We start from the raw sequence: 26,399 nt of genomic DNA, 5'->3' as shown, positions 1-26,399 counted from the left end.
TTTATTCTACGCTTGAATACTCAAAAGTTTCTTCCAGAATAATCGTGGAATCCCGGACAATCCGGTATGACGCCGTTTCACCTTCTGCAATCTCCAGTTCAATGCGGTGTGACTGATCTTCCGTGATTGTAAACTCTTCGAACGGCTCCACCATGGTCTGGGTGTTGTCCTGAATATAAACCTGGATTGTTTGTTCTACAGGGTCTTCTCCTTCTTCGGCAGGTTCAGCCGGTTCGTAAGGAATTTCCACGGTATGGATATAAGTCTTCATCGGCTGTTCTGCCACGCCCGATGACAATACCACTTCAATTGTACTGCCGGCAACGAGTTGTTCTCCTGCTGCCGGAGTTTGGGACATGACTTTGCCTGCCTCCACTGTATCTGATGACTGCTCTGAAATAATGCGGATATTAAAGCCGGAAGAACGGGCATAATCGTTAAGATTCTCTTCTGTAAAGCCAGCCAGATCTTCCACGTCGCGCAGGTCTTCACCTTTGCTGACGATAAATTCAACGTCCGTTTCACTGACGATGACATTTTCTCCAGCCAGCGGTTCCTGAGTGAGGATGGTGCCAACCGGTTCTTCAGAAAATTCTTCAGTCGATTCCACTGAGGCGAAATTCTCGTCTTCCAGTGCCTCGTTTGCTTCTTCAATCGTGCTGCCGACAAAATCGTCCATTTCAGTCATTTCTTTGCCCAGGCTGACGAATAGTTGAATTTCCGTTTCCCGGTCCCTCATTTTTCCTGCTTCCGGAATGGTCCGGATGATGTGGTCCGCTTCAACCTGCTCCGAGTATTCTTCGGTTTCTTCACCTGCCACAAAACCAGCTGCCTGAAGCTCTTCAAGTGCTTCGTTATGCTCCATTTCTGAAACATCCGGTACAGCAATTTGCCTCGGTTCGAACAGACCTGGAAATGCAATTGCGAGGATCAGACCGCCAATGAGCAAAAAAGCCAGTATGCCCAGGATCCATGGCCACTTCTTTTTCTTTTTTTCAGGAGTTTTTTTCAGTTCTTTTTTCTCCTTGTTCAGCGGCAACGGCATGGTTTTCGTCTCTGCAGCGCTCGTATATGCAGCCGCATCTTTGATAGCCGGCATGGCACGTGTCTCATCCTGGTCGACTGGCACCACGAATTTTGGTTCATTCAACCGTTCGGGCAATAACACCGTCTCCAGGTCTGCCTCCATTTCATCAGCAGACTGGTAGCGGTGCTGGATGTTTTTCGCCGTCGCTTTTAGCACAACATTTTCCAGGCTTTGCGGCAAGTCGGGAACGGTTTCGCGCAAAGAAGGCGTATCCGTCTGCAGATGTTTTAAAGCAATTGACACAGCCGATTCTCCTGAAAACGGCAGCTTGCCTGTAATCAATTCGTACATAACAATGCCGAGTGAATAAATATCGGATTTTTTATTGGCCATCCCGCCCCGCGCCTGTTCAGGCGATAAGTAATGGACGGTTCCAAGCACCGAATTGGTTTGGGTATAGGATGTTGCACTTAATGCCATCGCAATGCCAAAATCGGATATTTTCACATTGCCTTCTGCATCCATCAAGATATTTTGCGGCTTGATGTCCCGGTGCACAATTTGATTGTGGTGGGCGTGTGCCAAAGCTGATGTTAATTGTTTCATAATCTCAACAGCCCGTTCAGGGGATACAGGAGAATGCTCGATTATGTAGTCTTTTAACGTTTTTCCCGGAACATATTCCATCACCAAGTAATGAATAGAACCATCTTCACCAACGTCAAAAATATTGACGATGTTCGGATGCGCCAAACTGGTCGTAGACAAGGCTTCTCTTTGGAAACGCCTGCGCAGTTCTTCTTCATTGGAAAAATCATAGCGCAATATCTTGATAGCGATATCCCGGTCCAAAATCATGTCATGTGCTAAATACACATTGGACATTCCCCCGCCGCCAATCAATTTCTTGATCTTATAGCGGCCATTGATGCTTTTGCCAATAAGCATGTTTACACCTCCTCATCCATAGAGGACAGAAGAACGAATGAAATATTATCTTCTCCTCCACGATCGTTGGCCATGGTTACCAGCTCCAGGCCTTTTTGAGATAAAGGAGCAGTTGTGCGAACGATGGAGGCCAGTTCTTCTTTCGGGATTTTATTGCTTAGGCCGTCTGAACAAATCAGTAAATAAGAAGCACCCACAAATGAAAAGTGGATTAACTCTCTTTCAATATCGGCTTCAGTGCCAAGTGCACGAACAATCCAATTTTTCTTTGGATGCTCTTCCGCTTCTTCCTGACTGATTTCCCCGCTGTCCACCAGCACATTGACATAGGAATGATCCCGTGTAATCTGCTCAATGCCGCCGTTAATCAAATAGGCACGGCTATCTCCGATATGGCATAAAATGCCTTCATCGCCTTCAAGCAATGCCGCAATCAAGGTAGTGCCCATCCCTTTACACTCCAAATGTTCCACCGAATGGGCATATACCGATCGATTAATCAGCTGTACACGTTCGGAAAGCCATTTTTTCTTATTGTCGAGTGTTGAAAATGCCTCTTCCCCATCTTCCAAAAAATAGCGGCTCAGCTGGTCGACAGTCATTTTGCTGGCAACATCACCAGCTTTATGTCCGCCCATGCCATCGGCCACAATTGCCAGGATCAGTCCGTCCGGACGTTTCAAGACCGCCACACTGTCTTCGTTCACTTCACGAATTTTACCCGTATCACTTTCTACCACATATTGGAACAAATCACGACACCCCGATTCTAGTCTTTTCCTGCATCAAGCTGTTGCGGTCTTTTCAGTCTTTTTAAAAGCTGCGATGAAAAAACCGTCGCTTCCATAATCCTGAGGAAACACTTGGACAAAGCCTGTATGCTTGATGCCCATGGCTGCAGGCAATGCTGCCTGAATTTTTTCCATTTCAGGGTGGTCTTTCAGAAATCGCTCTGCCGTGCCCCGGTTTTCGACAGCATCCACTGTACAGGTACTGTAGACCAAAATGCCATCTGGTTTTAATAAACGCGCGGCCTGGTCCAGCAATTCAATTTGAATTTCCTGCAAACGGGCAAAATCCTCTTCTTTTTTCGTGTATTTAATGTCAGGCTTTCGCTTGATAACACCCAACCCACTGCAAGGTGCATCTACAAGAATGCGGTCAAATTTCTCTTCACCAAACCGTTCGACGCTTTGCTTGCCGTCTCCAACTACTGTTTCAATAACCGTATGACCAAGCCGTTTAGCATTTTCATCAATCAGCTTGACTTTATGCTGATGCAGGTCAAGCGCGTAAAGCGCACCGCTGTTATTCATTTTTTCGGCAATATGAGTGGTTTTCCCGCCCGGCGCCGCGCACATGTCGAGCACGGTCATTTCCGGCTTGACTTGCAGTGCGTAGGCAGGAAGCATGGAACTTTCATCCTGGATGGTGATAAAGCCTTTTTCGAACGTAGCCGTCCGTGCCGGCTGTCCATTCGTGACAATCAAACATTCAGGGATCAATTTACTGGGTACAGCTTCCAACTCCTCGGACTGGAGCATTTCAATCACTTCTTCAACAGTTGCCCGGGCTGTGTTGACCCGCACGGTCTGGGAAGGCGTCTTGTTGTTTTCCAATGCCATTTCACGCGTTTTCTCCAAACCGAACTGTTCTGCCCAGCGCTTGATCATCCAAATCGGATGGCTCGTTTCGATGGAAATCTTTTCGTATGGATCGCTGATCGTATTGAACGAACGGACACCGTTGCGCTGTACTGAACGCAGTACGCCATTGACGACTGAAGCCACGCCGCCGTGGCCGCGTCGCTTGGCGATTTCAACCGCTTCGTGGACGACTGCGTGTGCCGGAATGCGGTCCAGGTAAACGATTTGATACAGCGACAATCTCAGCAGGGTTTTGACCCATGGCTCGATTTTCCCTTTTAAATAAGGTTCCAGATAGTAGTCCAACGTCATTTGGTGCTGCAGTGTGCCGTATGTGATCTCTGTCAGCAACCCTCTATTTTTTGCTGCAATGCCATAGCTTTCAATTGTTTGGTGAAGCAATAGATTGCTGTATGCCTGCTTGTTTTCCACTGCCCAAAGGATTGAGAAAGCGGCATCGCGGACATTGCCTTGAAGTTTTTTGTTTTTCATTCGAATAAATCTCCTGCCTGGATTTTAGGTCCTTTTAAATACTCTGTTGCGGTCATGCGCTTCTTGCCGGATGGCTGCAGTTCCGTGATGGCCAAAACGCCTTCGCCGGTCTGCACCAAAATCGAATCATCGGTCAGTCCGACCACTTTGCCGGCCTTGCCGCTGGCATTCGACAGAGTTTTTTCCGTCCACCAGATTTTCATATTGGCGCCGTTGAACGTCGTATACGCAACCGGCCATGGATGCAACCCGCGCACCTGATTGTAAATTGCTGCGGCTGATTTGGCCCAGTCGATGCGCTCCTGCTCGCGCGAAATATTTCGCGCATAAGTAACGGCCTCTTCGTCTTGTGGAATCCGTTCGTTCGTTCCCGCAATGATTGAAGGCAAAGTTCTCTTCAAAAGGTCCCGTCCAGCAATGCTCAGTTTATCAAACATGCTTCCCGTGTGATCCCGTTCTTCGATCGGCACCGTTACCTGCGAAATGATATCCCCGGCATCCAATCGGTCTACCATATACATGATGGTGACGCCTGTTTCGACTTTGCCATCTATAATGGCCTGGTGAATCGGCGCGCCTCCGCGGTAATCCGGCAAAAGCGAAGCATGGACATTTATAGCGCCCAGTTTCGGCGTCTCCAGCAATTCGCTCGGCAAAATCTGCCCAAAAGCCGCAGTAACAATTATATCAGCATCTAAATCAAGGACGTGCTGAAGTTCTTCTGGGTTTTTCAGCTTTTCCGGCTGGTACACCGGCAATCCGAGGCGCATGGCCTCTTCTTTGACCGGTGTTGCCGTCATCACTTTTTTGCGTCCGACTGGGCGGTCTGGCTGCGTCACGACGGAAATAACGTCATAGCCTTCTTCAACAAGCATGCGCAGGATCGGTGCCGAAAAGGCAGGTGTTCCCATAAATACAATTTTGGTCAAACCTGTTCCTCCTCTTCTTCCTGCTGGCGGATCATTTCATCCAATTCTTCCTGGGTAACATATTTGGTGATTTTACTGGTGAACAAGATTCCATCCAAGTGGTCCATTTCATGCTGGATCGCGCGGGCTTCGTAGCCTTCTGCTTCCAATTCATACCAGGAACCATCGCGCTCCTGCGCTTTGATTTTGATATGGTCCCAGCGCTCAACTTCACCGAAGATTCCAGGGAAGCTCAGGCAGCCTTCGATATCGGTTTCCGCACCTTCAAACAGCACCAACTCCGGATTGATCAATTCAATCGGATCCTGCCCTTCCCGGAAATCGACAATGGCTGCACGGACTGCAACCCCTACTTGCGGCGCGGCAATGCCGACGCCATCCGATTCCACCATCGTTTCATGCATATCGTCTAAAAGAACCGCTAAGTTCTTATCAAAAGTGGTGACAGGCAAACATTTTTTTTCCAATACTTCGTTTGGGTGTTTTACTACCATTCGAATTGACATATTCATTTCCTCTTTTCTGTTACATGACCGATGTCGGATTCATATCGATGGACAATGTCGCACCTTTTTTCAGCCACTCGGTACGGTGGATTTTAATCAGCTGCTGCATCGTATCGGTCAGTTTCGGTTCTTTTTTGTATTTTATCAAACATTGATAGCGATATCTATTGTTGACACGGGCAATAAGAGACGCTGAAGGCCCGATAATCAAGGTATTTGAAGACAGGTGGCTCTTCAGGTAACGGACTGTTTGATCCGCGTACTCGGCAACCGTCATCAAATCTTCATGCGTAAATTGGATGTTGACAACATAGTAATACGGCGGGTAGCCGCTTGCTCTGCGCATGGCCATTTCCTGTTCATAGAATGGCTCATACAATTGGTCTTTAGCCAATGTGATGGCGTAATGCTCTGGTGTATACGACTGAACAAATACCATGCCGTGAAGAATATCTCTTCCCGCACGGCCGCTGACCTGCGTCAAGAGCTGATACGTTTTTTCTGCGGCCCGAAAATCAGGCAAATGGAGCGTCGTATCCGCAGACAATACCCCCACTAATGTAATGTTCGGGAAATCCAATCCTTTGGCAATCATTTGAGTGCCCAGCAAGATGTCGGCCTTGCCTTCGCCAAAAGCGGAAAGAATTTTTTCATGTGCGCCTTTGTTGCGGGTCGTATCGACATCCATTCGCAAAACGCGAGCTTCCGGCACCAATTTCGCCAGCTCTTCCTCGACCTTCTGTGTACCGGTTCCAAAAAACCGGATATGTTCGCTTTCGCATTCCGGACAGGTTTTCGGCACGCGTTCGTCATAGCCGCAATAATGGCATTTCATCGTTTCGCTGGAGCGGTGATACGTCAATGAAATATCACAGTTTGGGCATTGCATGACTGTTCCGCAGTCCCGGCACAGCACAAACGAGGAGTAGCCGCGTTTATTGAGAAACAGCACAGTTTGCTGTTTTTTCTCCAGCCGGTCGCGGATGGCATCCGCCAATTGCACAGAGAACATGGACCGGTTGCCGGTCCGCAGCTCTTCCCGCATGTCGACAATATGGACATCCGGCAAAGGCTGGTTTTTCGCGCGTTTTTCCAGCACCAGCAATTCGTAGACGCCTTTTTGCGCACGCGCATAGGATTCGAGTGATGGCGTTGCGCTGCCCAGAATCACTGGACAATTGTGATATTCACTGCGCCATATCGCCATATCCCGTGCATGGTAGCGCGGCGAATCATCCTGTTTATAGCTCGATTCATGCTCTTCATCGAGGATGATCAAGCCCAGGTTTTGAAATGGTGCAAAAATGGCTGAGCGTGCCCCGACAACAACTTTCACTTCTGCCCGTTGAATTTTACGCCATTCATCGTATTTCTCACCAGCTGACAATCCGCTATGCAAAACTGCGACCTGGTCGCCAAAACGTTCTTTAAAGCGTATGGTCATTTGGGGCGTCAGTGAAATTTCCGGCACAAGCATGATCGCTTCCTTGCCTTGCTTCAGCACCTGATCGATCGTCTGGAGATAAATTTCCGTTTTTCCGCTGCCCGTGATGCCATGCAACAGGAAGGTTTTAGGCGTATTTAATGCGCTTTCGATCGAATCAAAAGCGAGTTGCTGGGCACCTGTCAATTTCAGGGAAGACTTCTGCTCAATCGCTGTCAGCAGCTTCGGATCCCGGTAAGATTCCATATTGGAAATCTGAGCCGCTCCTTTTTCCACCAAACTGTAGATGGTTGGCAGGGAAACATTCGCTTCTTTCTGCAGCTGGGAAGACTCAATTGAACGTCCTGCATGTTCCATGAAAAACTCCATCAATTTCAGCTGTTGTTTGGCGTTGGAACGGATATCCGTAGATTCCAGCTGCTCGATGCTGTCAGCAATATGAATCATTCGTACTTTTTTCACAGCTGTCTGCTGCTGAATATCGGTATCAGCAAGGATGGTCCCTTTTTCCATTTCTTGTTTCAACAAACTATATATATCGACGGCATCCTGCAGCCGAATAAATGAACGTTTTTCAAAATATGGACGCAATGGCACTGCAATTTCATCAAGCGCTGCATTCAGCACAAAGCGCTTTTCGTATTTTGCGCGGAGTGCTGCCGGCACCATGACCTGCAGTGCGTCAATTTCAAAACACACTGTCTGCTCTTTCATCCATTGGGCCATTTTCAATAATTCTTCATTTAAAACCGGCACAACGTCCATCAACTCATGAATCGGTTTCAGGCGTTTCGGATCAAACTCTGAGGTTTCTTTAATTTTGGTAATAAACCCAAGTACTTTGCGGTTGCCAAACGGTACTTTGACACGCATTCCCGGCTCTGCCAAAACTTCCACATTTTTCGGAATGGCGTAGTCAAAAGGGCGGTCAATAGGATGCGCTGCAACGTCCACGATCACTTCAGCTATCATGCGGCTCTTCCTTATCCGTGATCATTTCAAGCAACTGGCGAGCCAATTGCTGTTTGGACATAAGTTCAAAAGCCTGCTCAAAGCCGTTTTTCCCATAAACAGTCACCCGATTTGTATCCGCTTCAAAGCCCGCCTGTGCTTCTGTTACATCGTTGGCGATAATGTAATCCGCATTTTTGCGTTCCAGCTTTTCTTTAGCGTATTGTCCGACATCGTTTGTTTCAGCCGCAAAACCGATCAATACCTGGCCTTTTTTCTGCTGGCCCAAATGTTGCAAGATATCGACGGTCCGTTCGAGAACAATGGTCGAACCGCCTTCCTGTTTTTTCATTTTTTTGTCAGCCACTGTTTTCGGTCTATAATCAGCAACTGCTGCCGTTTTGATGACGTAGTTTGCCGTATCGTAATGCGCGTCTACAGCCTGCAGCATGTCTTCTGCACTTTCTACCACAATCCGGTTTACGCCGCTTGGAACCGGCAGCGATACGGGACCACTGATCAAAATGGTTTCAGCACCCATCTCTGCTGCAGCACCGGCCATGGCATAGCCCATTTTGCCGCTCGAAAAATTGGTCAAAAAACGGACTGGATCAATTCGCTCGCGTGTCGGGCCGGCCGTCACAATCACTTTTTTGCCTGCCAGCTTGTGTTCGCGCGAAAAATAATCCGTGACCAGCTCTGTAATTTTTTCCGGCTCTTCCAATCGGCCTTTGCCGACATAGCCGCAAGCCAGGAACCCTTCGGACGGTTCAATGAAACGAATTCCATCATCATGAAGCTGCTGAATATTACGTTTTACCGCAGGGTGGTCGTACATATGGACGTTCATTGCCGGAGCAATCCAAATAGGGGCAGTTGCTGCCAGCAACGTTGTCGTAACCATGTCATCGCCGATGCCGCCTGCCAGCTTGCCGATCACATTGGCAGTCCCCGGGGCGACAATGATCAAGTCCGCCCAGTCGGCAAGATCAATATGCGCAATGACAGAAGAATCCTTTTCATCAAAAGTATCCGTGTATACATCGTTTCTGGACATCACTTGAAACGTCAGCGGCTTTACAAATTGCTGCGCTGACTCTGTCATAATCACTTTTACAGTGGCGCCTGCCTGAGACAGCTTGCTGACGAGAGCAACAGCTTTATAGACGGCGATTCCCCCGCTGACACATAGTAGAATTTTACGATTCTCCAACAACTCAAACACCCTTTCTAAACAACAAACTCCCAAAGAACAAATTTGCTCTGGGAGTCGTCTGTTGCGATTAATGGTTAAATTTCGTCTTCGTATACTGCAAATTCATCTTGTTTTTCCTGTGTTAAAGCGCCGGCTGCGACTTCTTCAAGTGCTTTTCCGACCGATTTAGTGGAAACGTATGAATCCAATTTTTCATCACCGTGTTCGTGCAGTTGGCGGGCACGTTTAGAAGCAAGTGCCACCAGCGAGTATTTTGAATCAATTCGGCTTTTTAGTTTATCAACGGATGGGTATAACATCAGACATTCTCCTTTAGCATATCAAAATATCGTTTTTCAACACGTTCACGCTTGCAATGTTCTGCAATGATGATGGCATTGATTCGGTCACAGGCATTTTCAACTTCATCGTTTTCCACTACATAATCGTAGAGGTTCATCATTTCCAGCTCTTGGCGTGCGGCCTGCAGACGGGAAGCGATCACTTCATCCGACTCGGTTCCGCGGCCTACCAGCCGCTCTTCCAGCTCCGATAGACTCGGCGGTGCCAAGAAAATGAACAGGCCATCCGGAACTTTCGAACGAACCTGTGCAGCGCCCTGAACTTCGATTTCCAAAAACACGTCGCGGCCCGCATCGCGCATCTTGTTGACATACGCTAGCGGAGTGCCGTAATAATTCCCGACAAATTCCGCATATTCAAGCAGCTGATCTTCTTCAATCAGCCCCTCAAATTCACTTTTGGTCTTGAAGAAATAATCTACTTCATCAACCTCACCTTCCCGCGGCGAACGGGTCGTCATCGAGATGGAGTATTCGTAATTTGTATCTGGCTGTGAGAACAGCTCTTTTCTTACCGTGCCTTTTCCAACACCCGAAGGCCCTGATAGGACTATCAGCAGTCCACGTTGGTTTCTCATTTTATCCCTCATTTGCCTTGTCATCATTTTCTTCTAATCGCGGGAGCACCGTTTCTGCAGCTGCCGCAGAAATCACCACATGGTCGCTATCCATAATGAATATCGACCTGGTTTTTTTCCCGCTTGTGGCATCAACCAGCAGCCCTTTGCTGCGCGATTCCTGGATCAGCTGCTTTGCCGGTGGAGAATCCGGTGTAACGACAGCAACTATTCGGCTGACCGAAATTGCATTGCCGCCGCCGATGGAAATAAACTTCACGTTTTCCGCCACACTCTTCACCGCCATTCGCTGCCGATCCCTGTTCTTCGTTTTCTAACTAACTGTCTTATTATATCATAATACACCGAGAAAATGATAAGATGGAACAAAACGATTTGAAAGAGGGATATTTAATGGCATTTGATGGATTATTCACAAAATCGATGACTGGCGAACTTCAACAGCTGGTCACCGGCAGGATTTCAAAAGTTCATCAGCCCAACCAGCTTGAACTGCTTTTACATATACGCGCCCAAGGAAAAAACCATAAACTGCTGATCTCGATCCACCCGTCGTATTCACGGATTCACTTGACGGCAGCAGCAAACGTCAATCCGTCCGAACCTCCGATGTTCTGCATGCTGCTGCGCAAGCATATCGAGGGCGGCGTCATCACCGAGATTTCACAATACGGAATGGACCGCCTCATCATGCTGAAAATCAAAGCAAAAAATGAAATCGGTGATGACATCGAACGTGAATTGCACGTTGAAATGATGGGACGGCATTCGAATGTCATCCTGATCGATGCCGAACGGACGATGATTCTCGACAGCCTGAAGCATTTGCCGCCGAGCGTCAATTCGTTCCGGACGATTCTGCCTGGGCAGCCTTATATCTTCCCGCCTTCCCAGGAGAAAAAAGATCCGTTCGAGTCGATCGATGATTTGGCACAAACAGAAGCCAAGGAAATCGTCGGCCAATTCTCCGGCTTTTCTCCACTGAATGCCCGTGAGCTTGCCCACCGGCTCGAGTCAGCTGACCAAAAAACGGAAATCGCACGGGCATTCCTGGAAGATTTCCAAGGAGCACAGCCAACCGGCTATTATGTCGAGCACGAAGGAAAAAGTTTCTTTTCTGCTACGCCATTGACCCACATTGCAGAGGAAGGACTGGAATTTTCGACGCTTGGCGAACTTCTCGACCGGATGTATTACGCCAAAGCCGAACGAGACCGTGTAAAACAGCAGGCTGGCGATCTGGAAAGATGGCTGCAAAATGAGATTTCTAAACTGAAACTCAAACTTAAAAAATTAAAAAAAGAGCAGGATCAGGCAGAAAAACGCGATCTCCTTCAATTAAATGGTGAACTGATCATGGCCAACCTTCACCGCATCACCAAAGGCATGAAGGAAATTGAAGTCGATAATTATTACAACGATGAAAAAGTGACAATTACGCTGGATCCACGCAAAACACCGATCGACAACTCGCAGCGCTATTATTCGCGCTACCAGAAAGCGAAAACGGCCGTTGTGAAAACGCAGGAACAGATCGACAAAACTGAGGAAGATATCGAGTATTTTGAGACCCTGATGTCGCAGGTCCAGCAGGCGGGCATTTCCGATATCGAAGAAATCCGTGAAGAACTGTCCGAGCAGGGCTTTATGAAAGCACAAAAGTCGAAGAAAAAGAAAAAACCGACAAAACCTTCTGTGGAACCTTATGTTTCCTCTACCGGTACGCCAATTTCTGTCGGCAAAAACAATAAGCAAAACGATTATGTGACGTTTAAAGTAGCCGCCAAATCCGATACATGGCTCCACACCAAAGATATTCCAGGGTCACACGTCATCATTCATGACACCGATCCGGACGAAACAACCATACTTGAAGCGGCCACCATCGCAGCTTATTTCAGCAAAGCCCGTGAGTCGTCTTCCGTTCCCGTTGACTATACCGAAGTTCGGCAAGTGAAAAAGCCGAATGGATCGAAGCCTGGATTCGTCATTTATTTCGAACAAAAAACGGTATTTGTGACGCCAGATGAAGAGCTTGTCATCAAGTTGAAAAAGTAGTTTTGTGAACCGGAAAGCTTTTGGCTTTCCGGTTTTTTTGTGCATAACTTAGGAAACACAAGCAGTTATGTATTGTACCGCCTTTATCAATTATGCAAGTTGAACTAAGGAACCTGGCTTTTATCCATCGCTTTGTTCGCTTTGGACGTGCTCCCGCAAGAGAGCGGAGCTGATTTGCGGAATATCGGCAGAAGAAAAACATCCGTTCACCTTGTATAGTTAATGATGTTTATAGATTTTATAGATCTTACTTCCTATTTCGAGCGCCAAGCTATTTTTCACTAAAGCAGTAGATTCCAACCTGACAGCTTCCCTTTCACTTGTTTATTCCAAAAAAGCCATTATTAGTTTACATAATAATAATATTTCAACCATTTGAGTTTTCTTGCAAGTTAAGCTCTACCCGTTGCCCCGCCCATCAGTAAATGCTATGTTCTTAAAGGACTTAATTTTAAGGGGGCTTACACGTGTATACATATTTTACAAAGAACAAAATACTTATAGCCAACGGGGCTATCGCACTGGCATTGCTGGCAGGGTGCGGCAATGAAGAAAGCGAAAACGAAGAAACAACGACTGCTTGGGATGAAATTCAAGAACAGGGTTCCATGACAGTTGCCACTTCAGGAACCTTGCTTGCTACTTCTTTCCGTGATGAAGATTCCGATGAATTGACGGGCTTTGAGGTGGAGGTGGTTCGGGAACTTGGCGAACGCCTGGATTTGGATATCGAGTTTACCGAGCTTGGATTCGATGAAATGCTGACCAGCGTCAATACTGGCCAAATCGACATTGCCGCCAATGATATCGAGATAACCGAAGACCGTTCAGAACAGTTTATTTTCTCCACTCCGATTAAACACTCCTATGGCACTGCGGTTGTCCGCAAAGATGATCTGTCCGGCATCGCTGCATTGGAAGACTTGGAAGGGAAAAAGGCAGCGGGAGCTTCTACGTCCATTTACATGGAAATCGCACGCGATTACGGCGCAGAAGAAGTGACCTATGACAATGCTACGAACGAAGTGTATTTGCGCGACGTTTCAATCGGACGCACTGATGTCATCCTGAATGATTATTATTTATCGACATTCGGTGTTGCTGCTTTTCCTGAGCTGAATATTACCATTCATCCAGATATCAAATATGCACCGTCTGAAGTCGGCCTTGTCATGAACAAGGACAATACGGAGCTTGCCGAAAATGTCAACAGCGCCTTGGAAGAAATGCTCGAAGACGGCACGATCACTGAAATTTCCGAAGAGTTTTTCGGTGGTGCGGATGTTTCCGTTAAACCTGATATCGAAGAAAATTAAGCAGGAGGTTGTCTTATGAATGACATTGAATGGGGGCTGTTGTTTGACCCTGCCTTAGCTATCGAATCACTGCCTTATGTACTGGAAGGCATCGGCTATACGTTGCTGATATCTGTCGTCAGCATGATTCTTGGGATAATTATCGGCTTTTTCCTGTCCCTTGCCCGCACCTCACCATTGAAGATTTTGCAATTTCCGGCACGTCTTTATATTTCCTTTATGCGAGGCGTACCGATTCTAGTCATCCTGTTCCTGCTGTATTTTGCCCTTCCTGTCATCGGCATTGAATTTACAGCTGTACAGGCCGCTTTGATTGGCTTTACCATTAACAGCGCCGCTTATATTGCAGAAGTTTTCCGCTCATCCCTGGCTTCCGTCGATAAAGGGCAATGGGAATCGTCCACTGCACTCGGATTGACCTATTGGCAGACCATGCGCCGTATCATCCTGCCGCAATCGGTGCGGATCGCGGTACCGCCGTTATCGAATGTCTACTTGGACTTGATCAAAGCCTCTTCTTTGGCAGCCATGATCACCGTTCCCGAGATTTTCCAGAAGGCACGCATTGTCGGGGCCCGAGAATATGATTTATTGACCATGCTGATTTTGGTTGCGCTGGTCTACTGGGCCATCTGCTCAGCAATGACCATTCTGCAAAACCACCTTGAAAAACGCTATGCAGATTACCTATAAAGAAAAAATGCATCCCGAAGATTATTCTCCGGGATGCATTTTTTTCGGTTATTCCGCTTCTTCCCCAGGCATATAAAGAACTTCCCACATATGGCCATCCAGGTCTTTAAAGCTCCACACGTACATATATTCATCGTCCATTTTTTCATTGGCTTTCTGGCCTCCAGCCTTGAACGCATTGCTTACCAGTTCATCCACCTCCGCTTTGCTGGTGGCAGAGATGGCAGTGATGACTTCTGAACTTTTTGACGTGTCTGCGATTTCTCTTTTTGAAAAGCTTTTGAAATAATCCTCTGTCAGCAGCATCACATAAATCGTCGGACCAATGATCATACAAGCCGCATTTTGATCCGTCATCTCTTCTTCAAATTCAAATCCGACCTCTTCAAAAAAAGCTTTGGAACGTTCCAGATCTTTTACCGGCAAATTGACAAAAATATGGCTCGATTGGATACTCACGCATTCCGCCTCCTTTTTTCTGTTCACCACCACTATTCGCCACAGCTTGCCATTATCCTGCCAACAAAAAAAGATCCTCAGAAAGGATCTTTCAGGCAAGCCGGTACCGCATCATATACGGCAATACCAATAAAACAGCCGGTACAACAATCAGCACACTGAATATGAAATTCCCCGTGCCGGCAAACGGAGAAAGAGAGTTTAATACGAAAAGTGGTCCAACAATCATTAATGAAGCCAGGAGGCGCGACAGAAACTGAATTTTATGGCGCCTTCCACAATTCGGACAGAGTACCGGTTTATAGGCAAGCCACAGGGATTTGCTGATCTGCTTCCAGGTAAATGAAGTATGGCATATTTCGCATTGCTGCATCATTTTCCCGCCTTCAGCTTATCTACATATTGTTTTGCTTCAAGTAAAGACCAGCCGAATTCCTGGCGTGTGCGCTTGACAGCTTCTATCGTTTTTCCTTCTTTCAGAAGTACCCGAAGTTCTTTATTGACGTCGGGTTCTGCCAGTTCCATTCCCTGGGTCGCTTGTTTAAGCAGCTGTTCAACCTGCCTGACTCTGTTTTCAAGCGCTTCGATGCGTTTTTCAGAAGCAGTATAGAAAAAGTAGCCAGCAGCCAAAACGGCTCCAGCAATGATCAGCATCCACGACATTTCCATTCTATCAACCTCCCAAATAAGCTTTTCCGCGTTGATAAAAACCGTCCATTTCCTCTTTCGGCACTAATGCGCCGCCCGTTGCCCAGACAATGTGGTTTGCAGCAGACAGCGGGATTTCATTCGTTTCGGTATAATCGGTTTCCAGGATTTTCAACGGGCCGAGCAATCCTGCAGTAGCAGAAGGTTCGATGAAAATTTCTTCGCTGTCCGCCAGTAGAGTCAATAAGGCAAACAGCTCACGGTCTTCTACCGTATAAATGCCGCTGGCTGTTTTTTCGCTGATGCCCGAAGCGAAGCTGGACGGCCTTCCGACTGCCAGCCCATCACCTTCTGTGACATTGTCGATACCGAAATCCTGGACACTGACTTTTTCTTTTTCACCGGTCAATAAGCCGATCAGTACTGCGGGTGAATGGGTCGGTTCCACAAAAAAACAATGAACCGCGCCGCCAAACACTTGCCGCAATCCGAATGCGATGCCCCCCGGCGCTCCGCCCACTCCGCAAGGAAGGTAAACAAAAAGCGGGTGTTCTTCATCTACCTGGATGTCCGCTTCCTCCAATTGCCTCTTGAGGCGGAAAGCCGCGACACTATAGCCTAAAAACAAGTGTTTGGACTTTTCATCATCCACAAAATAAGCATCCGTCTTGGCAAGCGTCTCCTTGCGCCCGGCTGAAATGGCTTCGCTGAAATCTCCCCTGAATTCCACCACGGTGGCCCCTTTTTCACGCAGCAGGTCTTTTTTCCACTGCTTGGCGTCTGAAGACATATAGACGGATACTTGGAAGCCAAGCTTGGCGCTGATGATGCCTATGCTTAGGCCAAGGTTTCCTGTCGATCCTACGCCAATGGAATACTGGCTGAAAAACTGTTTGAACCGTTCGGAAGAAAACTGCTCATACGACTGCTCAGTTGAAATGATTCCTGCCTCGACCGCTAATTTTTCCGCATGATGCAGCACTTCGTAAACTCCGCCACGTGCTTTAATGGATCCGGCAATAGGCAAGTCGTTGTCACATTTCAAGAAAAGCCCACCTGCAATTTCTCCACCCCATCGTTCTTGAAGCTGCTGTTTCATATTGGAAATCTCACGAAGCGGCGATTCAACTACACCTTTAACAGTTGCCGTCTCCGGAAACTCCGTTGCCAAATAGGGTGCGAATCGCTGCCATAGCCGCTCTGCTTGTTCCATATCCTCGAGATTCACTGGAAGTCCTGTCATGTCTGCCATCTTCTGAAGATTTGGATTCAGCCAGATAACCGGTTCCAAGTCCATGACATTCTTTAACAATGGATATTTTTCAATCCAGCTGGTTAGTTGAGATTGCAAAATGGTCATACAAATCCCCCTTCGTTCAATCAGTCTATTAATTTCATCATACAGGACAACCAAAGAAAATCCACCCTTATACTGGAAGTTTTCATCGTCAGTTTGACAGCCAGCCGACTCCTTTGCTAATGGCCAACAGAACAATTCCAATCAATATAACTGCCCACCATGCCACGTGAATGACCGGACCGATGCCATCAAACAGAAAGGCAATTCCGAGAATAATTACAAATCCCGCCGTGCCGAACAATCCGCCCTTTACATAAACTTTCCACTGCTGATCTTTCGGTTTAAAGACGGAAGAACGGATGATTTTAAAGAAAATTTTGGTGCCGATCAAGCCGATCAAGCTGGCGGCTAATAAGATCATCAGGATGCTGCCGACTGCCACATCGCTGTCCCACGCAGTGAAAAGCGGAAAAACAGCATTTATAATTCCGTACGTAATGGCAAACCAGCCCACTAATCCAGCCATTCCTGAAACGGCAAGCCAATAGATATTTCGGCGTTTTTGGCTTGGAAGATTTTCGATGAGTTCATCTGCATAAGCTTTCGGAGAATCTCCAAATAGATCTGCAGCATCTTTGCCATTTTCTTGCGCTTCAACCAAATGGTCCAGTAAATCCATTAATAATTCTTCCGCGGCATGTTCGTCGACTCGAAGATCAGTCCGGATATATAGCAACAATTCTTCGTAAACTTTTTCGTTTTCAGCATTTAAATAATCTCTTTTGTGGTTATTCTCTTTAATTAGTTCCGTTGTTTTTCTCATCTTCTACACCCCTTTTCAATAATTGGCTGACCGGCTTGGCAATTTGAAGCCATTCGGAAGCAATTTGCTCCAGCTCTGTTTTTCCGCTGTCGGTCAAAAAGTAGTATTTGCGGTTCGGCCCCGATGCAGAGGGCCTCATTTCACTGCGAATAAAACCATTTTTTTGAAGCCGCAGCAGCACCGGATAAATAGTGCCGTCGCTGATGTCCGGCAATCCGATCGCCTGCAGTTTCTGGGACAGCTCATAGCCATACACTGGCTGCTCTTCTACCACCGCCATCACACAAGCATCCAAAACCCCTTTCAATAGTTGACTTCTTAGAGCCATAGTTGTTCCTCCATTCGGTACATGGCAATGCAAGATAGTAACTCAAAAAAATAACTACCTTGCATTGCCAACTAGTTGTTTTCAGTTTAATTCATTAACTCTGCTCTGTCAAACGTTTCCAGTACAACCCTTTTTAAAAAAACCAGCCAATTGGCTGGTTTTTACAGAGATCCTGCTTTTAATTTTTCATGCCAGTCTGCGAGCATCGGCATGTCTTCTTCACTGATAGCTCCTGTGCTTAATGCCTGTTCAACGAGCGCCGGGAAATCCGTCAGCGTATGGAATGTATAGCCCGACCCAGTGATTGCTTCGATTGACTGCGGCAAATCATATGTGAAGATAGCGACGATGCCAAGCACGTCAAAACCTGCTGCTTCCAATGCCTGAGCTGCCTGCAGCACCGATCCGCCTTTGGAAATTAAGTCTTCCACGACAACCACTTTTTTGCCCGGCTCGACTTTGCCTTCGATCATATTCGTCTGGCCGTGTTCTTTTGCTTTGGAACGGACATAGACCATCGGCAAATCGAGCAAATCGCTGACCCATGCTGCATGCGGAATTCCGGCAGTTGCTGTGCCTGCCACCACTTGGCATTCTGGATAGTATTCTTTTATGGTATCTGCTAATCCTGCGGCGATGTCTTTTCGCACTGCCGGATGAGACATCGTCAAACGGTTATCACAATAAATCGGCGATTTGACGCCTGATGCCCATGTGAAAGGGTCTTGCGGGCGAAGTTCGACTGCGCCCACGGCCAGTAAATGGTTTGCTATTTTAGATTTCAAGATTGTCCACCCCATTCTGCTGCAATTTGCGCGTAACTTTCTGACGGATTTTCCGACTTTGTAATCGCTCGCCCGACGACAATATAGCTAGATCCCTTTGCATGAGCTTCGGCTGGTGTTGCCACCCGTTTCTGATCATCGACGGAAACCGCTGCTGGCCGGATGCCTGGCGTAACACGCAGGAAATCCTGGCCGCATGCTTCTCCGATAGGACCAGCTTCCAGCACGGAACAGACGACGCCGTCCAAACCGGCTTGCATGGCCCGCTTGGCGTAATGCAGCACCGACTCTTCGAGACTGACATAAACCAATTGATCTTCATGCATGTCTTCTTCACTGGTCGAAGTCAATTGCGTCACAGCGATAAGTTTCGTGTTGCTGCCTGACAGTCCCCGCTTCGCCGCCTTCATCATTTCGAGTCCGCCTGCGGCATGGACATTGACCATGTCAACATCCAGTTTGGCTAAACCCCGCATTGCGGATTCAACAGTGTTCGGGATATCGTGCAGCTTCAGGTCGAGAAAAACGTCATGGCCCTGCGCTTTTATGAAACGGACCAGTTCCGGCCCTTCTTGAAAATAGAGTTCCATTCCTACTTTGACAAAAAGCGGCTCGGAAAACTGTGCCAAAAATTCTTCTACTTGGTTTTTCGATGCAAAATCCAAAGCAATGATTGGTTTGTTCACAGACGGTGGCTCCTTCCGACAAGTTGTTCTACTGAATCATAGCCAAGTTCATGCAGGCGTTCAGGCAATTGTCCGATGATTTCGGGGCAAACAAAAGGATTGACGAAATTCGCCGTTCCAACTGCAACAGCGCTGGCGCCGGCAGACAGAAAGTCGATGACGTCATCCACATTGGTGACGCCGCCCATGCCGATAATTGGAAGGCTGGTATGCTTGCTGACTTCATAAACCATTCGCAATGCAACCGGTTTGATTGCTGGTCCAGACAAACCGCCGGTTATATTGGCAATGACCGGTCGTCCGGTTTTTGTGTCCATCCGCATGCCAAGCAGCGTGTTGATCATGGTGATGCCATCCGCTCCACCCGCTTCGACCGCTTTCGCAATTGAGACGATGTCTGTAACATTCGGCGACAATTTGATATAAACGGGCACAGAAGAAACTTCCTTTACTGCACGCGTCAACTCGCGGGCAACGTCGGGATCCGTTCCGAAAGTGATGCCGCCCAGTTTGACGTTCGGGCAGGAAATGTTGATTTCCAGTGCATGGACATTCGGAGCCTGTGAAATGGCTTTCGCGACTTCTACATAATCTTCGGTCGTCGTTCCGGCAACATTGGCGATGATTGGAACATCGTATTGTTCCAGCCACGGCAATTCCTGGCCCGCCACTTTTTCAAGTCCCGGGTTCTGCAAGCCAATGGCATTCAGCATGCCGGATGCTGTTTCCGCTACGCGCGGAGTAGGATTGCCGAGGCGTGTCTCTACGGTCGTCGCTTTGATCATGATGGCGCCGAGCTGCGACAGGTCGTACAATTGTGCATATTCTTTACCGAAGCCAAAACAGCCGGAAGCTGGCATGATCGGGTTTTTTAAATCGAGTCCTGGTAGTTTTACGGTTAAATCTGTCATGAAATCACCACTCCTGCTGGAAATACCGGTCCGTCAGAACAAACTTTGATATAATCCGTTTCGCTCCTTGTTGTTCGGCAGACACAGGCAAAACATGCACCGATGCCGCAGCCCATCCGTTGTTCATAGGACAGGAAGCCTTTTTTCTGCGGGTATGCCCATTGCACTGCTTCAAGCATCGCTGTCGGACCGCAGCTGTAGTAAGTATCAAAATCAATTGGCAATTCATTGAGAATATGGGTCACAAACCCTTGGGTGCCGTGAGAGCCATCGACTGTGGCAATGTGCGTATCGCCAAGTTTGCGGAATTTGTCCTCATAGAAGACCGCCTGTTTGCTTTCAAACCCAAGGATATGGACAGTTTCAATGCCGCGTGCGTTCAATTGTTTGGCGAGTTCGTATAGGGGCGGAACACCAATTCCTCCTCCGATCAAATACGCTTTTTTCTGTGCTTCTTCCACGGGAAAGCCGTGCCCTAGAGGTCCGAGTACATCCAACGTGTCGCCTGGCTTTTTCTCTGCCAGCAATCCGGTGCCGCGGCCTTCTGCACGGTAGATCATCGTGAATTGTGAAGCTTCCAGATCGATGGAAGCTACAGAAATCGGCCGGCGCAGCAATGGTTCAAAGCTGTCTGCCACACGAATGTGGACAAATTGCCCCGGCTCTGCCATTTCATTGGCCAGCTCGCCTTGTACCGTCAGTTCAAAAATGTGTTTGGCGATTTCCTGCTGGTTGATGACTTGCATACGCTCTTGTTTGATCATACACCTGCCCCCATTTCTTCAGCTGAGAAAGTCATCGATTCGATGACACGCAGCATTGCTTCTGCCGTATCCAGTGAAGTCAGGCAAGGAATGCCGTTTTCGACTGATTCGCGGCGAATGCGGAAACCGTCGCGCTGCGGCTGCTTGCCTTTCGTCAATGTATTGATGACGATTTGGGTGTCGCCGTTTTGGATGACATCCAGCAAGGTTTTGCCTGTTGATCCGATTTTGCCGATTGGCGCTACCAAAATACCCGCTTCTTCAAAAGCTTTGGCTGTCCCGCCGGTCGCCATAATCTGATAGCCGATCGCTTTAAAGCGTTTCGCTAAGCCGATTGCTTCTTCTTTGTCTTTGTCTGCTACTGTTAAGAGCACTGTACCGTGGTCTTTCACTTCCATGCCGGCTGCTGCCAACCCTTTATAAAGTGCTTTTTCCAAAGTCGTGTCTTTGCCCATGACTTCTCCGGTGGATTTCATTTCCGGCCCAAGCGTTATGTCCACCCGGCGAAGTTTCGCGAATGAGAACACCGGCACTTTGACGAATACGCCTTTTGAGATCGGCGCAAGTCCTGGCGTATAGCCCTGATCCACGATACTCTGCCCCAAAATTGCTTTTGTCGCGATATTGGCCATCGGAATCGACGTGATTTTGCTCATGAACGGCACCGTCCGGCTTGATCTTGGATTCACTTCAATGACGAAAACTTCACCTTTGGAGATGACGTACTGGATATTCAGCAAGCCTACGATGTTCAGCCCTTTTGCCAAGCGTGTCGTGTAGTCAACTAAGGTATCCAATAATTGGGTCGAGATATTCTGTGTCGGATACACTGCAATCGAGTCGCCCGAGTGAACGCCTGCTCGTTCAATATGCTCCATGATGCCCGGAATTAATACGTGTTTTCCATCCGAGATGGCATCTACTTCAATTTCGATTCCAGTCAGGTAACGGTCAACAAGAACCGGATGTTCCGGACTTGCTTCTACGGCATGTTCCATATAATGCTTCAAGTCTTCTTGGTTGTAGACAATTTCCATTGCGCGTCCGCCAAGAACATAGGAAGGGCGGACCAACACCGGATAGCCGATATCCGCAGCGATGATGATCGCTTCTTCCGCGTTGACAGCCGTTTTGCCTAGAGGCTGCGGAATGCCGATTTCGTGCAGGGCTGCTTCAAATTTATTGCGATTTTCCGCTCTGTCCGTGTCTTCCAAAGTTGTTCCAAGAATTTTAACGCCGTTCTGTTCCAGTTTTTCAGCCAGGTTGATGGCTGTCTGTCCGCCGAATTGGACGACAACGCCTTTTGGCTGCTCCAAGTCGACAATGTGCATGACATCCTCGATTGTCAGCGGTTCAAAATACAATTTATCCGAAATCGAGAAGTCCGTCGAGACAGTTTCCGGGTTGTTGTTGACAATGATCGCTTCATAGCCCGCTTCTTTGATAGCCCAGACTGAATGCACCGTTGCATAATCGAATTCCACGCCTTGGCCGATCCGGATCGGTCCTGAGCCGAGGACGATGACGGATTCTTTATCTGTTTTCACGGATTCATTTTCATCTTCATAGGTCCCGTAGAAATAAGGCGTTTCGGATTCGAATTCCGCAGCACAAGTATCAACCATTTTGTAAACCGGCATCAACTTTTGTTCTTTGCGCCAGTTGTAAACTTCCTGCTCGGTCGTATTCCATAGCTTCGCAATTGTCCGGTCAGCAAAGCCCAGGCGCTTCGCACGTTTCGCTGTCTCGTAGTCAAAAGCAGCGTTTTTCAATGTTTCTTCATATTGAACAATGTTTTCGAACTTCTTCAGGAAGAATAAATCAATTTGGCTCCATTCGTTGATGGTTTCAATCGTCACTCCGCGTCGCAGCGCTTCACCGATAAAGAACAAGCGCTCATCTCCAGCCCGGCAGATGCGTTTTTGAATCCATTCGTCGCTCATGGCGTCAGCATTTTTCAACTCCAGGTGGAATTGGCCTGTTTCCAGCGATCGAACAGCTTTCAGGATGGACTCTTCGAACGTCCGGCCCATAGCCATAACTTCTCCAGTTGCTTTCATCTGCGTACCCAAATTGCGTTTTGCCGATTCGAATTTATCAAACGGCCAGCGTGGAATTTTCGTAACCACATAATCCAGTGCCGGCTCAAAAGCGGCGTAGGTCCGGCCTGTGACCGGGTTCATCATTTCATCCAGTGTCAAGCCGACTGCGATTTTAGCGGCCAGTTTGGCGATCGGGTAGCCTGTCGCTTTTGAAGCGAGTGCAGAAGACCGGCTGACACGCGGATTTACTTCGATGATGTAGTAATTAAAGCTGAATGGATCCAGTGCCAGCTGCACGTTGCATCCGCCTTCGATTTTTAACGCGCGGATAATTTTCAGCGAGACATTGCGCAGCATCTGGTATTCACGGTCAGACAAAGTTTGGCTAGGCGCCACAACAATCGAATCGCCTGTATGAATGCCCACCGGATCGATGTTTTCCATGTTGCAGACGACGATTGCCGTATCGTTTTTGTCACGCATCACTTCATACTCGATTTCCTTGAAGCCGGCAATCGATTTTTCAAGCAGGCATTGCGTGACCGGGCTGTATTTCAGGCCACTCGCCACGATTTCCTTCAATTCTTCGTAATTGTGGCAGATACCGCCGCCAGTGCCGCCTAATGTAAAGGCCGGACGAACGATAACCGGATAGCCGACCCGTTCAATAAAGTTCTCTGCTTCTGCCATGTTGTGGATAATATCCGAATCCGGAACCGGTTCTCCGAGTTCGTTCATCAAGGTTCTGAACAGATCACGGTCTTCCGCTTTATGGATTGCCTCCAGCTTGGTTCCTAAAATTTCGATATCCAATTCGTCCAAAATGCCCGATTCGTCAAGTTCAATCGCCATGTTCAGTCCTGTTTGGCCGCCTAGTGTTGGCAGCAGCGCGTCCGGACGCTCTTTGCGGAGGATGCGGCTGACGAATTCCAAGGTGATTGGCTCGATATAGACTTTATCTGCAATTTCAGTATCCGTCATGATGGTCGCCGGATTTGAATTGATTAAAATGACACGGTAGCCTTCTTCCCTCAATGCCAGGCAGGCTTGTGTGCCGGCATAGTCGAACTCTGCTGCTTGTCCGATGACGATAGGTCCGGAACCGATTACGAGTATACTTTGAATATCCTGTCTTTTAGGCATGTTGCTGCTCCTTTCGAGTTGCGTTCATTACATCTATAAAGCGGTCGAATAAGTAGTTTGAGTCCTCTGGTCCCGGTGAGGATTCCGGGTGGTACTGGACGGTGAAAGCCGGATAATCCAGATGCTCCAACCCTTCGTTCGTTCCGTCGTTCAATGCGCTATGTGTTACTTTCAGCCGTGTTCCCTGCAGTGTTTCTTCATCTACAGCGTAGCCATGGTTTTGAGAAGTAATTTCAATTTTTCCAGTGATCAGGTCGCGCACTGGATGGTTGCCGCCGCGATGGCCGAACTTCAGCTTGAAGGTATCCGCACCGCAGGCTCTTGCAAACAATTGGTGGCCCAGGCAGATGCCGAAGATTGGAACATTCCCGAGCAGTTCGCGCACCACTTCTACACATTCTTCTACGTCTTTAGGATCTCCAGGGCCGTTTGACAGCATGACACCATCTGGTCCCCAAGCCAAAATTTCTTTGGATGGCGTATTATATGGCACTACAATTACATCGCAATCGCGGTTGTTAAGCTCGCGCAAGATGCCGTGCTTCATGCCGTAGTCGATGAGCACTACACGCTTGCCGCGGCCCGGGCTCGGATAAGGGCGTGCAGTTGAAACTTGTGCCACTTGGTTTCTCGGCAAAACGGTCGCCTGAAGCGTCTTGACCACTTCTTCAGTTTGAACATCTTCGCCTGCTGCCGTCAAAACTCCTTTGATGGAACCTTTTGAACGGATCAGGCGCGTCAGTTTGCGTGTATCGATTCCGGAAATTCCAGGAATCCCTTTGATTTTGAACAATTCGTCCAACGTTAAATTGTTTCGGAAGTTGGATGGGAACTCAGCGATTTCTCGAACCACCATTCCTTTGACTGCAGGTTCAATCGATTCAAAATCATCGCTGTTGATGCCGTAATTGCCGATCAACGGATATGTCATGGTGATAATCTGTCCACAGTAGGAAGGGTCTGATAAAATTTCCTGATAGCCGGTCATGCTCGTATTAAAAACGATTTCTCCAACCGAGGCATCTTCGCTTCCGAATGCTGTTCCTTCAAATACCGTACCGTCTTCTAAGATTAAATAGCGTTTCATCAATTCTTCTCCTCCTGCCATACGATTTCTCCACCAAAAATGGTCATTGCCGGCCATCCTGTGCAGTTCCAGCCGTCAAACGGTGTATTTTTGCCTTTTGATAAAAATCCATCTACCTGAATTGGCTGCTCTTTATCCAGATCCAAGAGCACCAGGTCGGCTGTTTGGCCAGGTTCCATCGTGCCATAAGGCAAGTTGAAGGTTTCACTCGGTTTGATGGTCAGCCAGTCGATCAATTGCTGCAGCGTCCACACGCCTGTTTTGACGAATTTGCTGTGGAGCAGCGGAAATGCTGTTTCAAATCCAACGATGCCGAACATCGATCCGTTCATGCCGTTGGTTTTCTCTGCCGCTGTATGCGGCGCATGATCTGTTGCTATAAAGTCCAGCGTCCCATCAAGCAAGCCTTCGTGCAAAGCCTGCCAATCTTCCTTGGCACGGAGCGGTGGGTTCATTTTGTAGTTTGCATCATCTGCTGGAATATCGTCTTCTGTCAATAACAAATGGTGCGGCGTTACTTCAGCCGTCACGCGAACACCCGCGTGTTTTGCGTCACGGATAATGCGCACAGATTCTTTCGTGCTGACGTGGCAAACATGATAATGCGCCCCTGCCGCTTCGGCCAGCAAAATGTCGCGAGCGATATGCACAGACTCTGCAATGGAAGGAATGCCTTTAAGCCCCAGCTCTTTGCTGCGTTTGCCTTCATGCATAACACCGTCATAAATCAGGCTGTTGTCTTCACAATGGGCGACGACCGCCATATCAATTTTTGCGGCATCCTGCATCGTTTCGTACATCATGCCCGCTTCTTGGATGCCAACACCGTCATCGGTGAAGGCAAACGCGCCGTTTTCTTTCAGCTCCTGCAAATTCGTGCGTTCTTTCCCGGCTTCCCTGATGGTGATGGAAGCATACGGCAAAACCCGGATAAGCGCATTTTTCTCGATTAATCCGTTGACCAGCTGCAGATTTTCTTTCGTGTCGGGAACAGGGCGCGTGTTTGGCATAGCACAGATGGTGGTAAATCCGCCTTTTGCCGCTGATTTTGTCCCGCTTTCGATCGTTTCTTTCTGCTCGCCGCCTGGTTCACGCAAGTGAACGTGGATATCAACAAATCCTGGTGCGATCATCCGGCCATTGCCGTCAATTTCCGTTTCGTCCTTCACTTTTAGATCTTTGCCGATTTCATTGATTTTCCCATCGGTTATGCGGATATTGGTAGATGCAAGTTCTCCATTTTGCAGCATGTTTACGTTTTTTATGAATAAATTCAAG

General features: G+C 47.9%; 26 protein-coding genes. 3 read left to right on the top strand and 23 right to left on the bottom strand.

The features are described from left to right. Nucleotide 1 precedes the first annotated feature (1 nt). From pknB to GJB59_RS17090, 10 genes are all read right to left on the bottom strand, one after another. A complete protein-coding gene (gene pknB / locus GJB59_RS17135; RefSeq protein ID WP_142826592.1) occupies nt 2-1,975 on the bottom strand; it encodes a Stk1 family PASTA domain-containing Ser/Thr kinase in 1,974 nt (657 codons plus the stop codon). A gap of 2 nt (nt 1,976-1,977) precedes the next feature. After that, nucleotides 1,978-2,727, bottom strand: a complete 750-nt coding sequence (locus GJB59_RS17130; RefSeq protein WP_142826593.1) for a Stp1/IreP family PP2C-type Ser/Thr phosphatase — start codon at nt 2,725-2,727, stop codon at nt 1,978-1,980. Nucleotides 2,728-2,760: 33 nt separating this feature from the next. Further along, entirely contained in the window at nt 2,761-4,113 is a 1,353-nt protein-coding gene (rsmB, locus tag GJB59_RS17125) for a 16S rRNA (cytosine(967)-C(5))-methyltransferase RsmB (protein WP_142826594.1), read from the bottom strand. Continuing rightward, nucleotides 4,110-5,042, bottom strand: a complete 933-nt coding sequence (gene fmt / locus GJB59_RS17120) for a methionyl-tRNA formyltransferase (protein WP_142826595.1) — start codon at nt 5,040-5,042, stop codon at nt 4,110-4,112. The genes rsmB and fmt overlap by 4 nt, the downstream gene beginning before the upstream one ends. Beyond that, nucleotides 5,039-5,548 carry a peptide deformylase gene (def, locus tag GJB59_RS17115; RefSeq protein WP_142826596.1) on the bottom strand — a complete coding sequence of 170 codons (510 nt, stop codon included), beginning with the start codon at nt 5,546-5,548 and terminating at the stop codon, nt 5,039-5,041. Before def ends, fmt begins: the two co-directional genes overlap by 4 nt. A gap of 19 nt (nt 5,549-5,567) precedes the next feature. Next, nucleotides 5,568-7,964, bottom strand: coding sequence for a primosomal protein N' (priA, locus tag GJB59_RS17110; RefSeq protein WP_142826597.1), 2,397 nt, complete (start codon nt 7,962-7,964; stop codon nt 5,568-5,570). After that, nucleotides 7,954-9,159 carry a bifunctional phosphopantothenoylcysteine decarboxylase/phosphopantothenate--cysteine ligase CoaBC gene (gene coaBC / locus GJB59_RS17105; protein ID WP_142826598.1) on the bottom strand — a complete coding sequence of 402 codons (1,206 nt, stop codon included), beginning with the start codon at nt 9,157-9,159 and terminating at the stop codon, nt 7,954-7,956. The genes priA and coaBC overlap by 11 nt, the downstream gene beginning before the upstream one ends. A gap of 74 nt (nt 9,160-9,233) precedes the next feature. Then, nucleotides 9,234-9,458, bottom strand: a complete 225-nt coding sequence (rpoZ, locus tag GJB59_RS17100) for a DNA-directed RNA polymerase subunit omega (protein WP_142826599.1) — start codon at nt 9,456-9,458, stop codon at nt 9,234-9,236. Further along, entirely contained in the window at nt 9,458-10,078 is a 621-nt protein-coding gene (gene gmk / locus GJB59_RS17095) for a guanylate kinase (RefSeq protein ID WP_142826600.1), read from the bottom strand. Before gmk ends, rpoZ begins: the two co-directional genes overlap by 1 nt. 1 nt (nt 10,079) lies before the next feature. Further along, nucleotides 10,080-10,364: an extracellular matrix/biofilm biosynthesis regulator RemA family protein gene (locus GJB59_RS17090; RefSeq protein ID WP_142826601.1), complete on the bottom strand. Its 285-nt coding sequence runs from the start codon at nt 10,362-10,364 to the stop codon at nt 10,080-10,082. Between the two features lie 107 nt (nt 10,365-10,471). Here GJB59_RS17090 and GJB59_RS17085 point away from each other — a divergent pair, with 107 nt between their 5' ends. The 3 genes from GJB59_RS17085 (at nt 10,472) to GJB59_RS17075 (ending at nt 14,145) form a co-directional block, all read left to right on the top strand. Continuing rightward, entirely contained in the window at nt 10,472-12,136 is a 1,665-nt protein-coding gene (locus GJB59_RS17085; protein ID WP_142826602.1) for an Rqc2 family fibronectin-binding protein, read from the top strand. A 467-nt stretch (nt 12,137-12,603) separates the two neighbouring features. Next, nucleotides 12,604-13,452, top strand: a complete 849-nt coding sequence (locus tag GJB59_RS17080; RefSeq protein ID WP_142826603.1) for a transporter substrate-binding domain-containing protein — start codon at nt 12,604-12,606, stop codon at nt 13,450-13,452. A gap of 15 nt (nt 13,453-13,467) precedes the next feature. Next, nucleotides 13,468-14,145: an amino acid ABC transporter permease gene (locus GJB59_RS17075; protein WP_142826604.1), complete on the top strand. Its 678-nt coding sequence runs from the start codon at nt 13,468-13,470 to the stop codon at nt 14,143-14,145. 48 nt (nt 14,146-14,193) lie between these two features. On the opposite strand, the gene GJB59_RS17070 is transcribed toward GJB59_RS17075, so the two are convergent. From GJB59_RS17070 to pyrC, 13 genes are all read right to left on the bottom strand, one after another. Next, a complete protein-coding gene (locus tag GJB59_RS17070; RefSeq protein WP_142826605.1) occupies nt 14,194-14,604 on the bottom strand; it encodes a VOC family protein in 411 nt (136 codons plus the stop codon). A 91-nt stretch (nt 14,605-14,695) separates the two neighbouring features. After that, entirely contained in the window at nt 14,696-14,980 is a 285-nt protein-coding gene (locus tag GJB59_RS17065) for a TIGR04104 family putative zinc finger protein (protein ID WP_236015725.1), read from the bottom strand. Continuing rightward, nucleotides 14,977-15,273 (bottom strand): hypothetical protein, encoded by a 297-nt coding sequence (locus tag GJB59_RS17060; protein WP_142826606.1) that lies wholly within the window; start codon nt 15,271-15,273, stop codon nt 14,977-14,979. The genes GJB59_RS17065 and GJB59_RS17060 overlap by 4 nt, the downstream gene beginning before the upstream one ends. 4 nt (nt 15,274-15,277) lie before the next feature. Next, nucleotides 15,278-16,612: a D-serine ammonia-lyase gene (gene dsdA / locus GJB59_RS17055; RefSeq protein ID WP_142826607.1), complete on the bottom strand. Its 1,335-nt coding sequence runs from the start codon at nt 16,610-16,612 to the stop codon at nt 15,278-15,280. Nucleotides 16,613-16,700: 88 nt separating this feature from the next. Beyond that, on the bottom strand, nt 16,701-17,375 hold the full coding sequence (locus GJB59_RS17050; RefSeq protein ID WP_142826608.1) for a DUF1129 family protein: 675 nt from the start codon (nt 17,373-17,375) through the stop codon (nt 16,701-16,703). Continuing rightward, complete coding sequence (locus tag GJB59_RS17045; protein WP_142826609.1) at nt 17,350-17,703, bottom strand: PadR family transcriptional regulator; 354 nt, start codon at nt 17,701-17,703, stop codon at nt 17,350-17,352. Before GJB59_RS17045 ends, GJB59_RS17050 begins: the two co-directional genes overlap by 26 nt. A gap of 161 nt (nt 17,704-17,864) precedes the next feature. Then, nucleotides 17,865-18,488: an orotate phosphoribosyltransferase gene (gene pyrE, locus GJB59_RS17040; RefSeq protein WP_203583281.1), complete on the bottom strand. Its 624-nt coding sequence runs from the start codon at nt 18,486-18,488 to the stop codon at nt 17,865-17,867. Continuing rightward, the gene (pyrF, locus tag GJB59_RS17035) at nt 18,485-19,174 is read right to left on the bottom strand and encodes an orotidine-5'-phosphate decarboxylase (protein WP_142826611.1); all 690 of its coding nucleotides are present in this window, start codon (nt 19,172-19,174) and stop codon (nt 18,485-18,487) included. The genes pyrE and pyrF overlap by 4 nt, the downstream gene beginning before the upstream one ends. Continuing rightward, entirely contained in the window at nt 19,171-20,085 is a 915-nt protein-coding gene (locus GJB59_RS17030) for a dihydroorotate dehydrogenase (protein ID WP_142826612.1), read from the bottom strand. Before GJB59_RS17030 ends, pyrF begins: the two co-directional genes overlap by 4 nt. Continuing rightward, complete coding sequence (locus tag GJB59_RS17025) at nt 20,082-20,849, bottom strand: dihydroorotate dehydrogenase electron transfer subunit (protein WP_142826613.1); 768 nt, start codon at nt 20,847-20,849, stop codon at nt 20,082-20,084. The genes GJB59_RS17030 and GJB59_RS17025 overlap by 4 nt, the downstream gene beginning before the upstream one ends. Beyond that, nucleotides 20,846-24,034 (bottom strand): carbamoyl-phosphate synthase large subunit, encoded by a 3,189-nt coding sequence (gene carB, locus GJB59_RS17020; protein ID WP_142826614.1) that lies wholly within the window; start codon nt 24,032-24,034, stop codon nt 20,846-20,848. The genes GJB59_RS17025 and carB overlap by 4 nt, the downstream gene beginning before the upstream one ends. Beyond that, nucleotides 24,027-25,124 carry a carbamoyl phosphate synthase small subunit gene (locus GJB59_RS17015; protein WP_142826679.1) on the bottom strand — a complete coding sequence of 366 codons (1,098 nt, stop codon included), beginning with the start codon at nt 25,122-25,124 and terminating at the stop codon, nt 24,027-24,029. The genes carB and GJB59_RS17015 overlap by 8 nt, the downstream gene beginning before the upstream one ends. After that, nucleotides 25,121-26,398: a dihydroorotase gene (gene pyrC / locus GJB59_RS17010; RefSeq protein WP_142826615.1), complete on the bottom strand. Its 1,278-nt coding sequence runs from the start codon at nt 26,396-26,398 to the stop codon at nt 25,121-25,123. The genes GJB59_RS17015 and pyrC overlap by 4 nt, the downstream gene beginning before the upstream one ends. Nucleotide 26,399 lies beyond the last annotated feature (1 nt).

The sequence above is a fragment of the Planococcus soli genome (assembly GCF_016881065.1).
GTDB classification, from domain to species: Bacteria; Bacillota; Bacilli; order Bacillales_A; family Planococcaceae; genus Planococcus; species Planococcus soli.
The sequence above is the reverse complement of the archived record's forward strand: the minus strand, read 5'-3'. Positions and strand labels throughout refer to the sequence as shown.